A 14,359-nucleotide genomic window follows, 5' to 3' on the forward strand; every position below is an offset into this window, starting at 1 on the left:
CGCCGGGCTTCTTCACGTTTGCCGGACGGCATGTGAAGAGCTCCTCGGCGTCAGCGGACGGCCATTGTGCTGTTTTGTTGGTGGCAGCCCGTACGCGGGTGTCCTTCAGCCGGGCCGCGGAGTGGATAGGCGTGCCTGGCTGGCAATCCGCACGGGGGAGCTACTTGCGGATGATGACCCAGATGGCATGGATAATGCCCGGGATGTACCCGAACAGCGTCAGCAGGATATTGAGCCAGAAATGCAGGCCGATGCCGACCTGGAGGAAGACGCCGAGCGGCGGCAGGAGGATGGCAAGCAGGATGCGAAGAACGTCCATTGTGGTCCCTATAACGGTTTTATCTCCAGATAAACGCGCTTCGATGACAATCGTTCGCGCGCTGGATCGAAAAGCCCCCGGTTGAACGCGAAACGCCCGGGTTCGGACCCGGGCGTTTCTCTTTCCAGCAGTCTCCCGACGCGTTTATCTTATTCTTCGCGCTGACCGGTCAGGCTCAGCAGCAGCTGGAACAGGTTGACGAAGTTCAGATAGAGCGAGAGGGCGCCGAAGACGGCGAGCTTCTGCTGGCTTTCCTGATCCATGTTCTCGGCATACTGCTCCTTGATGTTCTGCGTGTCCCAGGCGGTCAGGCCGACGAAGACGAAGACACCGATGACAGAGATGGCGAACTGCAGGGCGCTGGAGCCCATGAAGATGTTGACGACCGAGGCGATCACGACGCCGATCAGGCCCATCATCAGGAACGAACCGAACTTCGACAGGTCACGCTTCGTCGTGTAGCCATAGAGGCTCATCGCACCGAACATGGTGGCCGTGATGAAGAAGGTGCGCGCGATCGAGGTTCCGGTGAAGACCAGGAACACGGATGCGAGCGAGAGGCCCATGACCGCGCAAAAGGCCCAGAAGGCGATCTGTGCGGTTGACGCCGACATCGTCTGAATGCGGAACGAGAAGAAGAAGACGAAGGCGAGCGGCGCCAGCATCACCACCCACTTCAGCGGGGTCTGGAAGATCGGCACGTAGAGCGCCGGCGTCTGGCTGACCACGAAGGCGACGATGCCGGTGATCACAAGGCCGAGGCCCATGTAGTTGTAGACGCGCAGCATGTGCTGGCGCAGGCCTTCGTCGAAAAGGGCTGCGGACTGGGCCTGAGACCCATAGCCGAAGCGGTTCTGGATGGGATCCATGGATGTTTCCTCCTTGTTTGGATCAGTAAAGGGTACGGGCAAGCTGGCGCGCCTGTTCGGCCAGCCTGTCCGGATTGGTGGTTTCTGAAATCAGCGCATAGGCGACGTCGCCGATCTGCCAGTAGGCGGCCTGTGTGTCGCCGTCCTGCTTCACCAGGACCTGTTGCACCGAAAAGCTCCCGGGGCGCACGGCAAAGAGCGATAGCCGCTTGCCGACCTCAGTCTCGACTTCGAGTTCGACGCTCGGGCCATAGGCCGAGGGGAAGATCTGGGCATCGCGGATGGCCCAGGCCTGCGGCATCTCGGGCAACACGATCGCGGTCGCCGAGCGGATCTCGGCAGCGTTGAAGATGCGGGTCTCGACCTGAGACTTCATCTGTCCTCGCAGTTCGGCCGTCTGGTGGGCGCGGATGGCTTCCTCGACGAATTGCGGCGGCGGTACGGAGGCGACGACTTCACCGACGCCGCCCGGCGCGATCCAGCCATGGGCCGCCCAGCCGGCGCCGACCAGCACGAGAATGGCTGCGGCGCGGCGGACGAATTCGAGGGTCCGCCGACCGTTCAGCGCATTTTCCAGCCGCCGCGCGACCTCGCGGGTCTCCTGGCGGGCGGCAACCGGCAGACCGGCCAGTGCCAGGCGAAGCTCGTCGCGCACGCGCAGATCGGCCATCACCTTTGCAGCGGTGACGGGGTTTTCCGACAGATAGGCCTCGACCTCGATCCGACGGGCCACATCGAGCTGGTCGTCGACATAGGCGTGCAGGTCCCCTTCGAGCACGGGATCATTGCTGGTCATCGGAAGATCCTCCAACGATTCGGAGATGGGGCGCCGAGCCTTCCACATCGCCGTGCTCCATGGCACGCAAACGCGCACGGGCTCGGGATATGCGTGACATCAGCGTGCCCACGGGGATGTTGAGCACATCGGCAGCTTCCTGGTACGAGAGCTCTTCGATGGCGACGAGATGAAGCGCCTCGCGCTGGTCTTCCGGCAGGGCCAGAAAGGCACCGCGCACCTGGGCCAGGCGCACGGAATGTTCCTGGCCCGCCGGTGCGATAAGGTCTGCAAGTTCGGCTGCAGCTGCGTGCCGACGCTCGGTCGCACGGTTGCTGCGGAGCTGGTCGATATGGGTGTTGTGCAGGATCGACATCAGCCAGGTGAGCAGGCTGCCGCTGCTGCGAAAGGTCGACTTGCGTTCCAGCGCCCGTACGAGGGCATCGTGGACGAGGTCTTCTGCCTCATCCGGATTGCGGACGAGCGAACGGGCGTAGCGCCTGAGGGCGGCGATCTGGCCAATCACGTTGAACGGGTTCGCTTTCGTCGTCATGACCCATATACGGAGCCGTTCGCAGACTTATTCCATCGGTCGCGAAATTTTTTTAAGGTCCGATCACCCAGCCAAGCCCTTGCATGGCGGCAAAGACAAGACCGGCCGAGGCGATGAGGGCAACCGCACCGAGGGCGAGCCCCAGCATGGTGACGAGGCCGTCACGTTCCATCAGGCCAAGTGCGATCATCACCAAAGCGCCGACCGGCAGGAAATTACCGAATGGGATCGGTAGCGCCACCGCAATAGCGAGTAGCAGAACCGGTAGTCCCAGCGCGACTTGGGCCCGCGGGCCGGCGAGGTGACGCATGCGATTGCGCCTGAGCAAGGTCTCGACACGACTGACCAGCGGGGTAGTGTAGCGAACAATCAGAGCGATCGTGCTTGCTGATATTTGCCGCCGACCGAGAAATGCCGGAAGTCGAATGCGCCTGTAACCGGCGAGGATCTGCAGCGATACGATGGCGAGACAACTGCCGAAGACCAAGCCAAACGGGCCTGGGATTGGCGTCAGCGCTGGGAGGGACAGGATGAGAATCGCAAACGCGATGCTGGCGCGGCCCATGGTCGCCAACAGTTCGTCGAAACTGACTGAGCCCGCTTCCGTTGCATGCTGTGTCAGCCGCAGCAGGCGCTGCGATGCGGTACCGGGTTCTGGAGGCAGGCTGTCATCCATCGTCGCATCAGCCTCGTGGGGTGGGTCCATTTTGCCAGCCACATGTAGGCGAGGCCAGCGGCGAGACAAGTGAGCGGATACGCTTGATCGAGGTCGTATCACGTGGGAGGCGGCTCGAAAGCATTGGACGGTTTCAGCCTTTCATGGCCGTGCCGTCAGTCGATCCGCCGCTTCGGATCCAGGTCGACACCCTGTTCTGTTGGTTCGGCAGCGTCGACCCTTTCGCCGTCTTGACGCTGCAGGTCGCGGTCGTCCGTCTTGGCGGTACCCTCTTTGGGATCCGGCTGCTGGCGGCGTTTTTCGTTGATCATGATCTTCTCCCTCGGGTGGATGATGCTCAAAATCAAACACCCGTCATGCCATCATGTTCCCGAAAACATCGGTCGGGCGGAACCCTTTCCCCGGCCAGTCTGTTTTCGTGTTCATCAACGGAGGTATCGATGAATACGACCAACAAACCCAAACATGACGACAACGGGTCCACCGCGAAAGACCTGCCGGCAGCAGGGCCGCATGACAAGCCGGAACTCCAGGATCAGATGAAGACGCCCGGTGCCGGTTCGTTGCCGAAGACAGGTTCGCAAGAGGCTGACGCAGGTCCCGACTGAGGACGTTGCGGAACGACGAGCGACATAACGCAGAAAGGCCGGCGCTAACCCGCCGGCCTTTCTGCATTTTGAGCGGTGAACTCAGATGTTTTCGGCGACCGTTTCGCGGGCCGCGCGTTCTTCTTCCTCGCGCTCCCGCTTGTTGTACTGGATCGACGACCAGAGCGAGATACCGATGAGAGCCGCACCACCGAGGCCGGTGATGACCTCCGGAATATGGACCAGCGTCTGCACATACATGATCACCGACAGGATCAGGATGGCGTAGAAGGCGCCGTGTTCCAGGTATCGGTACTCGGCGAGCGTGCCCTTTTCGACCAGCATGATCGTCATCGAGCGGACATACATGGCGCCGATGCCGAGACCAATGGCGATGACAAAGAGGTTCTGTGTCAATGCAAAGGCGCCAATGACGCCGTCGAAGGAGAAGCTGGCGTCGAGCACTTCGAGGTAGATGAAGGCGCCGAGGCCGCCCTTGGCCGCTTCAGTCATCGTCTTCTGCGAGGCATCCAGCAGGCCGCCAAGCACTTCGACCGCCAGGAAGGTCACGAGACCGTAGATCGCCGAATAGACGAAGGTCGTCGCTTCCTCACCTTCGAGAAGGTTGGAGAAGAGCAGGATGAGCAAGAGGACGACTGCGATCTCGATGCCCTTGATCGAGGCCGAGCGGGCCATATTCTTCTCGAGGATCTCGATCCAGTGCACATCCTTCTCGTGGTCGAAGAAGTAGGTGAGGCCGACCATCATCAGGAAGGTGCCGCCGAAGGCTGCGATCGGCAGATGTGCCTCATTCATGATGCGGGCATATTCGACCGGCTCGCGGGCAGCGAGAACAATGGCTTCGATCGGGCCGATCTTCGCCGCGATCACGACGATCAGCAGCGGGAAGACGATGCGCATGCCGAAAACGGCGATGATGATGCCCCAGGTCAGGAAGCGCTGCTGCCAGACGGGCGTCATGTCCTTCAGCTTGTTGGCGTTGACAATCGCGTTGTCAAACGAGAGCGAGATTTCGAGGACGGCCAACACGCTGCAGATGAAGAAGACCGTGGCCATGCCGCCGATCGTGCCGGTCATCTGCCAGCCGAGAATGCCGCCGAGGATGAGGCCGATCACCGTGACGATGAAGGCCCAGCGGAAATATCCGAGGGTGGACTGGGCGCCTGTTGCTGCTGAAGTGCTCATGACTGTACCTCCGTCATCAGGAGGCACGGAGCGGGAATACGATGCGTCTTGCACGCCTTCGTATGAAGCATGATCCGAGTGTTCATTATTTTTGAATCCGCCGGCCGACGATTGCTGGCGGTACCGACATCACGAGAGCGCCGTAAACTCTCGCCAGAGGGGCCCGGCACCAGGTTCGATCACAAGTCTTAAACTTGCGTCACGTCTTCTTCTCACCGAAGCTCACGAAAAGGTCAAGACGTGTGATGATCTACCAGACAGATGTGGCGGCGGACGCCGTTTTCAAGGTCGATCGCCGGAAGAACCCAATGCCCATTGCTGCGTTCCATCCGATAACACACATGCGGAGATTAGCGATGGATATCTGGGACGCCGACCGATTTCTCCTGGCGCAGGAGCCGGTCTTCGCAACCGTTCTTGCTGAACTGCGACGGGGCCAAAAGGAAAGCCACTGGATGTGGTTCATCTTTCCGCAGCTTCGTGATCTCGGACGGTCTGAAACGGCACGCCATTTCGGGCTGGCAGGGGTCGACGAGGCAAACATCTATCTGGCGCATCCGATTCTCGGTCCGCGCCTTGTTCAGGTAACCGAGGCTGTGCTCGCCATCCAGGACCGCTCACTCTACGAGATCTTCGGTTCGCCGGATGATCTGAAATTCCGGTCCTGCATGACGCTGTTCTCTTCGGTGGTGGAGGATCAGCGGGCCTACCCGTTCTCCCAGGCACTGGCTCGGTTCTGTGAAGGTGAGCCGGACCGACTGACGTTGGCCTTGGTGTCGGCTTAAGCCGGATCGAGGACGATGTCCGGCTTGATGGCCAATGTGTTGCTGACGGTGCAGACCTGCTCGGCCCGATGGGCGACCTTGAGCTGTTCGGCGCTGTCGAGACCGCCCTCGAACCGGAAGACAACGGTCAGGGACTGGAAACGAGAGGGCCCCTCCTTCGCCTTTTCGCCGCTCACCTTTGCGCTGACGCCAGACAGTCTGTCGTTCAGTCCCATCTCCCGGGCTGCAATGCGGGCGCTCATGCTCATGCAGGCGGCAAGTGAGGCCAGGAGCAGGTCGAGCGGGTTGAAACCGGGTTCGGAGACGCCGGTCACGATATCAATCGTGCCTCCGGTTTCCGATCGGACATGCGGATAACCGGTCCTTCCCAAGTTCGCCGTGGCGCCGATCGGGCGCTGGTGCAAATCAGCCATTTCGTGCTCCAACTATGATCGAAGCACGATAGATTTGTGGCTTCCTGCTTGCAAGGAGCGTCAGATGCTGCTGCCGATGCGGGCGGTGCCGGTCTCGCCGTTGTCGCGGGTCCATTTCAGCTGCTTGTCGTTGATTTTCTGCAGCTCGAAACACATAGGTGCGCCCTTGTACCAGCTGGTGAACTGCTGGCAGAGACGATCACCCTTGATCCACCATCGACCTGTGTCGTTCGGCTTTGCGAAACGGCCGAGGCCCAATGCCTCGCCCGATCCATCAACCTGGCCGTTCCGGCGATAGTTCAGCGGAAACTCGCCGCCGAGCGGCACGGCCAGATAGATGCGCTTGCCGATAATGTCCTCGCGGATATCGTTGGCGGTGAAGCGTTCGTTGGCGAGCGATGCCGTAGAGGTGAGCGCGAGCGTCACCAGCGTCATCAGTCCGGTTCTCAGGCTGGAATGCATGGCGTGGATCTCCCGATCGAGTGTCTGTCCGAGTCTCTTACGGAAGTACCTTACTCGCGGATCACGTCACGCTTATTCGCGGATGAAGACATTGACCGATGCTGCCCGCCCATCGGCATCGATGACGGTGAGGGTCGCCTGGCCCTGGCCCGGCGGATGCCATTCGCCGGTTCGCCTGCGGGTCGAATCCGTCATGGGCTTGCCATCGACCAACCAGCGGAAGGGGGCCCGGCCCGCCTGCATTTTCATGACGAGCGGGAGTGGGGTGCCGGCTGCGTCGCGGCCGAGTTCCAGCTGTGCGCCTTCGGGCGGATAGACGATCTGCGGTGGCTTTTCCCGGGCGGAGGCCGAGACGAGGCCGTTCGGATTGATGGAGAAGCGCCGAAGGCCGGCCGGAAGATCATTGGCGGCGAGATGCGCGGCACCTGTCGGGGCTCGGGGAAGGGCAGTGCCTGCGAGGCCCGACTTGGCGAAGGCTTCGAACAGAATGGGCGCTGCCGTCTTGTAGCCGGAGATGCCGGGCACGGCCGCATTGTCCGGACGACCGATCCAGACGCCCAGGACATAACGGCCGTCATAGCCCACCGACCAGGCATCACGGTAACCGTAGCTGGTGCCGGTCTTGTAGGCGATGCCAGCGGGTGGGCTGCCAGCCGGGGGCCGTACCGCTCCCAGGATGTCGGCGATCGTCCAGGCGGCGATCGGTTCCAGCAGCGGCTGGTCGTCGATCAGGCCGGGTTTGTCGCGGATACCATCGCCGAGCCTCACTGGCTGCTCGCGGTTCGCAAGACCGGCATAGAGCTGGACGAGACCTTTCAGCGTGACCCCGACGCCGCCAAGGGCGATGGCGAGACCGGGCACTTCGTTGGGTGGCAGTTTTAGTCCGACTTCGGCGCGACGCAGGCGGACCATCAAGCGGGATGGGCCGACGCTGTCGAGCAGCCGGACGGCCGGGACGTTCAAGGACAGTTGCAGCGCCTGGCGGATGGTGACGTCGCCCTGATACTGCATGTCGAAGTTCTTCGGACGGTAACCGAAGAAATCGGCCGGACGATCCTCGACGATGGTTTCCTGGGCGACGAGGCCGAGTTCAAGAGCCAGTCCATAGATGAAGGGTTTCAGCGTCGAGCCCGGCGACCTCTCCGCGCGGGTCATGTCGATCCAGCCGGAGCGGCTGGCGTCGAAATAGTCGGCAGCACCCACTTCGGCGACGATTTCGCCTGTCGTGGCATCGGCCATAACAAGGGCGAGTGAGACTTTGGGGTCGAGCTTGCGTCCGGCTTCGGCGGCAACTGTCTCGAGCTTCTCCTGAACTGGACGAAGTAGCGTTGTTTGATGACGCTCAGTTGTGGGGGATGCACGCCTTGCGGCTTCGGCCAGATGCGGGGCGAGGGCCGGAAGCTGGCGACGGGCTCTCGGCAGGTCGGCATTCAATGCAAAAGCGATTTCCGAGGGCTCGATGATGGCGGCTTCTTCGGCGCGTTCGAGAACCCGCTTGCGAGCCTGCAAGGCGTTGTCGGCGAAGCGGTCAGGGCGGCGCTTTTCTGGAAGCTGTGGCAGGGCGACGAGCAGGGCGGCTTCCGCTGTTGTCAGCCGCTTCGGTTCCTTGCCGAACCAGGCGAGGCTTGCCGCGCGCACGCCTTCAAGATTCCCCCCATAGGGGGCGTGGGTCAGATAAAGATCGAGGATCTCACTCTTCGACAGCCGGCGTTCCAACTGCAGGGCGCGGGCGATCTGGATCAGCTTTGCGGTGAGTGACCGTTCGCGCCGGGGCTCGATCAGGCGCGCGACCTGCATCGAGAGCGTCGAGGCGCCCGAGACAATGCGGCCATTGGTGACGAATTGCCAGGCAGCGCGGCCGAGCGCGAGCATATCGACGCCTGCGTGACGGTCGAAGCGGCGGTCCTCATAGGCGACCAGCATGCGGATCAGGGCGGGATCGACATCCTCTGCGGTTGTCTTCAACCGCCAGAGGCCCTCGCGGGTGGCGAAGGCCCTCAGCAGTTGCCCGTCGCGATCGAGAATTTCCGTCGACACGGACCGGGCCGCCTCGATCGGCGGCGGAAAATGCTTGTCGGCCCAGTCGAGGGCAAACAGCGAAAGCCCCGTCACGGCAGTGCCTGTGGCAATGACGATCAGGGGCTTTCGAAAGCGTGCCATCAGGGGGCTGCCGAGACCGTCATGCCGCCAGCTGCCGTCCTTGCGGAGAGCTGCGGACGATACATGTCCTCGACGGCCGCTGCCGGCAGGTCGTAGGTGCCCGGGGTCACCGCACGCACGACATAGGCGAGCGTGATCGTGCCGTTCTCGTCTTCAGCCCGGTTCACGGCCGCAACGAAGCGGTCGCTGCGGAATTCGAGATGGGCGGTTTCCGTCTGGCCGATCCAGTCGAAATTGGCGAGTGCTGCGCTATCGACCAGGCTCGGATTGTCGATCTCGAAGCCGGCCGGCAGGAGGTCGGTGACCAGAAGCTGGGCCGGCCATTCGTCCTCTTCGGTGACCTGCAGCACGACAACATACCGTTCGTTCTGCATGGCTTCGGTGATGTTGGCCTCTTCGCCATCCAGCGTGTAGTAGGTCCGGCTGATCTCGAAGCCTTCGCCACCGGCGGCCGGTGGTTCGACGGGAGCGGCGACCGTGGTGATCGCGGCGCTGATCGGATCGCTGCCCTTGTTGGTCACGGTGACCGGTGCCTGAAGCAGGGCCTCGCCCGGAATAGTCGCGGCATAGGCTCCCGTCCGGTCGGCGCCATTGACATCGATCTGCAGGCCGGCATCGTCCTGCTGAAGCGCGCGGGCGGCGAGCAGCATCCAGGTCTGTTCCTGGGTGCTGAGCGTCTGCTTTGCCTTCCATTCCTCATTGACGACCTTTGCCAGGATCGGCACGACGGGTGGCATAGGCTTGCTTTCGGCCGCCAGCGCCAGGACGCCGGCTGCATCACGCAGTGACGAGCCGTAATCCGAGCGGCTGAAGCTGACCGGTGTCAGGCGTGCCTGTTCCGACATGCCGGAGGCATCGGCGAAGACGCTGTTTGCGCGTTGCGAGTCGCCATAGAGCGAAAGTGCTGCAGCGAGATGGGCTTTCGACAGCGGGGTCGGGAAGTCGCCCAGCATCGTGTCGGCATAATAACGCAGGTCGCTGAGCGAGGCCTTGCGGCTGCGGGCCAGCACGTAAAGCGAATAGGCGATGTCATTGCCGCGCGTGCGGATGTCGTTGTCATAGGCGATGCGGTTCTGCAGGTTCTGCAGAGCCTGGACGAGCGCCTCTTCCGGCACGTCGAACTTGCGCTCGCGGGCACGGGTGAGAAAGTCGGTGACATAGGCATCAAGCCACAGGCTTTCCGAACCCGGAGCCCAGAGGCCGAAGGAGCCACTGGAAGACTGGTAGGACAGCACGCGGAAGATGGCGTCCTGGACGCGCTTGGCGATTTCCGGATCTTCCGGAAGACCTGATATCTTTGCCAGTTCATCGAAGTAGAGCAGCGGCAGCGCGCGGCTGGTGGTTTGCTCGGCGCAGCCATAGGGGTAGCGGTCGAGCGCCATCAGCAGGCCCGGCACATCAAGGCCATCGGCCCGCGTCACGTTCAGGCTGACGGAAGCACCGTCCAGCAGGCTGTCGGCGAGCAGATTGCCGTCGACGGTCAGGCTCTTGCCGGGCGCCACGGCGATGACCTGCCGCTGGGTGATCGGCAGCGTTGCTGGACGGACGGGGAGATCGAGTGACTGGCTGACGGTGATGCCACCGGCACCCGATAGTGCCACGTCGATCGTGCCTTGGCCCGGATTGACCGCCGACAATGGCAGGGTCAGCGTCGTCGTCTTGCCGGAGGCGAGCGTGACTTCGTTGGACGCTTCGCCACCCACCGTCACAGGACCGTTGCCGGTTGCGACCAGCGTGTAAGTGCCATCGGGGGCATCGGTCGCGGCGATGTCGAGACGCAGGCTGCTTTCATCGCCGGGGGCGAGGAATTTCGGCAGGCTTGCGGTGACGACGACCGGATCGCGGATGATGACGTCGGCCTGCGCGTGGCCGACCCCGGTCTTCGACCAGGCATGGACCATGACGCGGGTTGTCCCGTTGAACTGCGGAATGTCGAAGGACACCGTTGCCTTGCCGCTCGCATCGAGCTTCACCGGGCCGGAGAAGAAGGCGACGAGCTTCTCCTTGGGCGGATTGCCCTGGAGAGCGACTTCGCCGCCGTCACCACCTGTGCGGAGCGTGCCGGTCGCGCCAAGCGAGCCGTCGATCAGGCGGCCATAGAGGTCGCGCAGTTCAAGGCCGAGGCGGCGCTGGCCGAAGTAGTAGGTTTCCGGATCGGCGGCCTCGTAGCGGGTGAGGTTCAGGATGCCGACATCGACGGCGGCGACCGTGACATAGGCTTCCTCGCCGATGCCGGCACCGGCCACCTCGATCGGGATTTCCAGCGGCTGGCGCGGAAGTGTCTTCTCGGGCGTTGCGATCTTCACCGCCAGCTTGTCGGCACCCGGATCAACGCCGAGCCAGGTTACGCCGATGGCGCGGGCGGGCATGCGGCTTTCCTGTGCGTCACCCGGCCGGAAGAGGGTGGCGGTGACATAGGCACCGGCACCGAAGTCTGCGGTAACCGGAAGCTCGATCTCGGCGCCTGCTGCCGGCACATCGGCAACCTTGGAGGTGATTAAGGCATCCGTTCCGACCGTTACCAGCACCTTGCCTTCGAAGCGCGGGGAGATCTTGAGACGGGCAGTGTCGCCAACCTGGTAAGTCGCCTTGTCGAGGCCGACTTGCAGGGCATCCGGTGTTTCGGTCGAGCTCGCGGAGACGAACCAGCCGGCGTCGAAATCGACGCTGGAGACGGAGCCGCCCTGTTCGACCTCAAGGCGGTGGCTGCCCCAGGTGACGGGAAGGGAAAGGGCAGTGCCATCGGCCTTGATGTCGACGGTCCCATCGGCCACCAGCGAGGTGGTGGTGATCGGCTCATAGCGCCAGGACGAACCTTCGCGGTACCATTGGTAATTCCGCTCGAGCTTGACCAGCTTCCATTTGGCTGCGGGCAGATCCTGCTTGGAACCGTCCGGACCGATTGCGATCAGGTTGAATGCGGCCGTGCTGTTTTCGGCAACGTCGCCCTCGAATTCCGGCTTGATACCGATGACAGGGCCTTCCGGGGTAACCGGAAGGGTGAGCTTGCGTTCGATCGCCCGGCCGCCGCCTTCGCGCAGGCGCAGCACGACGTCGGCATTCAGAAGACGGGTCGTGGACGGCATGTCGGTAATCGCGACATCAATGCTGGCCTGGCCGCTGTCATCGAGGGCGTCGAGCGCTTCGAATGGCACGCGCACGCCTTCGACGTCCTCCTCGTCGGAGAGGCCGAAGCTGTAGCGCGGGTAATCCGGATGGCTGCTGGTGGGAGTGACGACCAGTTCGCCTTCAAGCGACAGGCCAGCCGCCGGCGCACCGTAGAGATAGCGACCTTCGACATTGATCGTGGCGCTTCCATCCGGGGCGAGGGTGGTCGCGTCGCTGGCCAGCGTCATGTCCAGGCGGTCAGGTACAAAATCATCGACAAGGAAGGAGGACTGGGCAATGGCCGGCTTCTTCGGATCGGTGTGGATGGCGACGTTCCAGGTGCCGCGCATGGAATTGGCCAGCAGCGGCAGGTCGATGGCGTAACCGCCGAGGCTTTCGCTGGAGACGGCCATGCGGCGGAACTCGACGCCATCGGGGCGCAGGAAGATGAAGGTCAGCGGCAGGCCGCTGATCGCATCGGCTTCCGTGTCGCGGGCGAGCGCTGCGACATGGACGCTTTCGCCGGGGCGGTAGATGCCGCGTTCGGTCCAGGAGAGGACGTCCACGGGGCCGGGGGCCGGGCGGCCGGTGACGCCGCGGTCGGAAAGATCGAAGCCGGCGCGGGTCATGTCGAGGAAGACGTTGTCATCATCTTTTGTGTGGGCGGCGATCACGGCCGGCGCCATGGCTGCACCGGCTTTCAAGAGGCCGGCATCGAACCGGGCCTGTCCATCGGCGTCGGTCTTGGCGGTTGCCAGGATCTCGTTGTTTTTCGCCAGCAGTTGCAGCTCGACCCCTTCCAGCGGGGCCGCTGATGCCAGTGACCGGGCGAAGACGTGCAGGCCATCGGTGCCAGCAAAGGTCGAGAGGCCGATATCGGAGACGACGAACCACTGGGTGGCGCGGCTATCCCAGCTTTCGGCGGTGCTGTTGGCGGCGACGGCGGTGAGCACATAGATTCCGGGCTTGCGCGTCGGCAGCGCCTCCTGCAGCGGGATGCTGGTGATGACCTCCTCATTCATCTTGTTGGCGATGTCGACCGTGCCCTGCCAGACCAGTTCGCCGATTTCGTCTTCGACGCGGCTTGCGGTGTAGCCGTCAAGCTGGGTCAGAAACTGCGAGGCGGCCAAAAGGGGCGCGATGTTGCGGTCGCCGATGCGATAGAGAGCAAGCTTGGCGCTGTCCGAGTTGATGGAGACCAGCGGAATGCCCTGGCGCGCCGTGGACGGCAGAACGAAGCTGTCGCCGGTGAAGCGCACGGTGGACGAGCGGTCGCGGACATAGACCTCGAGTTCGACCGGGGCTTCCAGATTTTCCTCGACGGAGGACGGCAGGCCCGCGCGAATGGCGAGACGGTAACGGCCTCCATGCTCCAGGCCCTCGACGCAGATCTGATTATTCTTGGCTTCCACGGCCTTCGGCGGCTTGCCGTCGAGGGTCACGTATTGGGCATAATCAACGCCGCGCTTGATCAGTTGCTCGGAAAATTCGACACAGGCGCGCGGTGAGGCAGCGTCGGAATCGACGGTGTTGCTAACGATACGGAAGCCCTGGCGGGACCGCAGATCATCAAAGGCTGCGCGCACCTGCGCATTGGCGGCCAATTCGAGGCTCGCCTTGTAGGCATTGAGAGCGGCCCGGTAGTTTTCGCTTTTCTCCAGCGCAAGCGCCAAGGTGGCCAGCGCGTCGGCGCGGGTCACGGCGTCTCGGGTCAGGCCATAGCCGTTGATGGCCGCCATCGTCGCTTCGTTGGCGTAGGTGTAGTTGTTGGAGACGGTATTGGCGACGCGTGCCAGTTCCAGCCAGGTTGCGGCATCGTCGGGCTCGATCGAGAGCGCACCCTTCAGGGCGGCAATGGCGCCATCAACATTGCCGCCGGCAATGGCTGCGCGCGCCTCGTCGATCAGGGCTTCGCGGCCGGCTCCTTCGCGGTCCGGCGGGAGGGTCAGGCTGTCACGCTGATTGCGCGCATCGGTCTTCAGCTGTTCAGATACGAAGGCGAGTGGCGCAGGGGCGCCGATGTCTTCTTCAGCTGCCGTCTCGACAATCTTTCCGGCGACGGCGCCGACGAAACTGTTCATCTGGTTGTAGTCGGATTTCAGGAAGCACCACTTCACTTTGGGATTGTAGGTGAAGGCGCGGCAGGTTCCATCGGCGATGCAGCTTGCCTCGCACTCGTCGAGCGAGACGTTCTTCTCGGTCCTCAGGTCGAAGCCGAAATAATCGGCATCATCCACCGTGACCACGGTGCGGCTGTCCTGCGCAGACGCGGGAAGCGTGAGGGCAAGGAGTGACATGGTCATCGTGAGAATGACCGACAGACGGCGCGTGAACATAGCTTTCTCCCCGAGGCCAACTTCAAATTCAGCCTTATAGAAACTACTCTTGGATCATGTCAGGGGCTTGTCAATCGGCAGCCGACACAGTCTCTCACTATCTGCAAATT

13 protein-coding genes are annotated in these 14,359 nt (G+C 62.8%); 2 read left to right on the forward strand and 11 right to left on the reverse strand.

All coding sequences use genetic code 11. The annotated features are described in order from the left end of the window. Positions 1-160: 160 nt before the first annotated feature. The 6 genes from DFO46_RS22515 to DFO46_RS24000 all read right to left on the reverse strand — a co-directional run bounded on the left by DFO46_RS22515 (position 161) and on the right by DFO46_RS24000 (position 3,503). On the reverse strand, positions 161-319 hold the full coding sequence (locus DFO46_RS22515; protein ID WP_006728180.1) for a YqaE/Pmp3 family membrane protein: 159 nt from the start codon (positions 317-319) through the stop codon (positions 161-163). Between the two features lie 149 nt (positions 320-468). Next, positions 469-1,188, reverse strand: a complete 720-nt coding sequence (locus DFO46_RS22520; protein WP_110793658.1) for a Bax inhibitor-1/YccA family protein — start codon at positions 1,186-1,188, stop codon at positions 469-471. A gap of 22 nt (positions 1,189-1,210) precedes the next feature. Continuing rightward, on the reverse strand, positions 1,211-1,984 hold the full coding sequence (locus tag DFO46_RS22525) for an anti-sigma factor (protein ID WP_120279177.1): 774 nt from the start codon (positions 1,982-1,984) through the stop codon (positions 1,211-1,213). Continuing rightward, positions 1,971-2,516: a sigma-70 family RNA polymerase sigma factor gene (locus DFO46_RS22530; protein WP_120279178.1), complete on the reverse strand. Its 546-nt coding sequence runs from the start codon at positions 2,514-2,516 to the stop codon at positions 1,971-1,973. The genes DFO46_RS22525 and DFO46_RS22530 overlap by 14 nt, the downstream gene beginning before the upstream one ends. A gap of 52 nt (positions 2,517-2,568) precedes the next feature. After that, positions 2,569-3,222 (reverse strand): exopolysaccharide biosynthesis protein, encoded by a 654-nt coding sequence (locus tag DFO46_RS22535; protein ID WP_245422695.1) that lies wholly within the window; start codon positions 3,220-3,222, stop codon positions 2,569-2,571. A 125-nt stretch (positions 3,223-3,347) separates the two neighbouring features. Then, complete coding sequence (locus DFO46_RS24000; protein WP_183042002.1) at positions 3,348-3,503, reverse strand: hypothetical protein; 156 nt, start codon at positions 3,501-3,503, stop codon at positions 3,348-3,350. Positions 3,504-3,632: 129 nt separating this feature from the next. Here DFO46_RS24000 and DFO46_RS24005 point away from each other — a divergent pair, with 129 nt between their 5' ends. Then, positions 3,633-3,800, forward strand: a complete 168-nt coding sequence (locus tag DFO46_RS24005; protein ID WP_165826398.1) for a hypothetical protein — start codon at positions 3,633-3,635, stop codon at positions 3,798-3,800. Positions 3,801-3,881: 81 nt separating this feature from the next. Here DFO46_RS24005 and DFO46_RS22540 read toward each other — a convergent pair whose 3' ends face one another. Further along, positions 3,882-4,985, reverse strand: a complete 1,104-nt coding sequence (locus tag DFO46_RS22540; protein ID WP_120279180.1) for a DUF475 domain-containing protein — start codon at positions 4,983-4,985, stop codon at positions 3,882-3,884. A gap of 245 nt (positions 4,986-5,230) precedes the next feature. Here DFO46_RS22540 and DFO46_RS22550 point away from each other — a divergent pair, with 245 nt between their 5' ends. After that, on the forward strand, positions 5,231-5,770 hold the full coding sequence (locus DFO46_RS22550) for a DUF1810 domain-containing protein (RefSeq protein ID WP_348627766.1): 540 nt from the start codon (positions 5,231-5,233) through the stop codon (positions 5,768-5,770). Here the strand turns inward: DFO46_RS22550 and DFO46_RS22555 are convergent. From DFO46_RS22555 to DFO46_RS22570, 4 genes are all read right to left on the reverse strand, one after another. Beyond that, positions 5,767-6,183 carry an OsmC family protein gene (locus DFO46_RS22555; protein ID WP_120279182.1) on the reverse strand — a complete coding sequence of 139 codons (417 nt, stop codon included), beginning with the start codon at positions 6,181-6,183 and terminating at the stop codon, positions 5,767-5,769. The genes DFO46_RS22550 and DFO46_RS22555 overlap by 4 nt on opposite strands. Positions 6,184-6,243: 60 nt before the next feature. After that, entirely contained in the window at positions 6,244-6,645 is a 402-nt protein-coding gene (locus DFO46_RS22560; protein WP_120279183.1) for a hypothetical protein, read from the reverse strand. 72 nt (positions 6,646-6,717) lie between these two features. Then, positions 6,718-8,805: a penicillin-binding protein 1C gene (gene pbpC, locus DFO46_RS22565; RefSeq protein WP_120279184.1), complete on the reverse strand. Its 2,088-nt coding sequence runs from the start codon at positions 8,803-8,805 to the stop codon at positions 6,718-6,720. Beyond that, entirely contained in the window at positions 8,805-14,249 is a 5,445-nt protein-coding gene (locus DFO46_RS22570) for an alpha-2-macroglobulin family protein (RefSeq protein ID WP_120279185.1), read from the reverse strand. Before DFO46_RS22570 ends, pbpC begins: the two co-directional genes overlap by 1 nt. Positions 14,250-14,359: the final 110 nt, after the last annotated feature.

The sequence above is a fragment of the Rhizobium sp. AG855 genome, assembly GCF_003610655.1.
Taxonomy (GTDB): Bacteria; Pseudomonadota; Alphaproteobacteria; order Rhizobiales; family Rhizobiaceae; genus Allorhizobium; species Allorhizobium wuzhouense.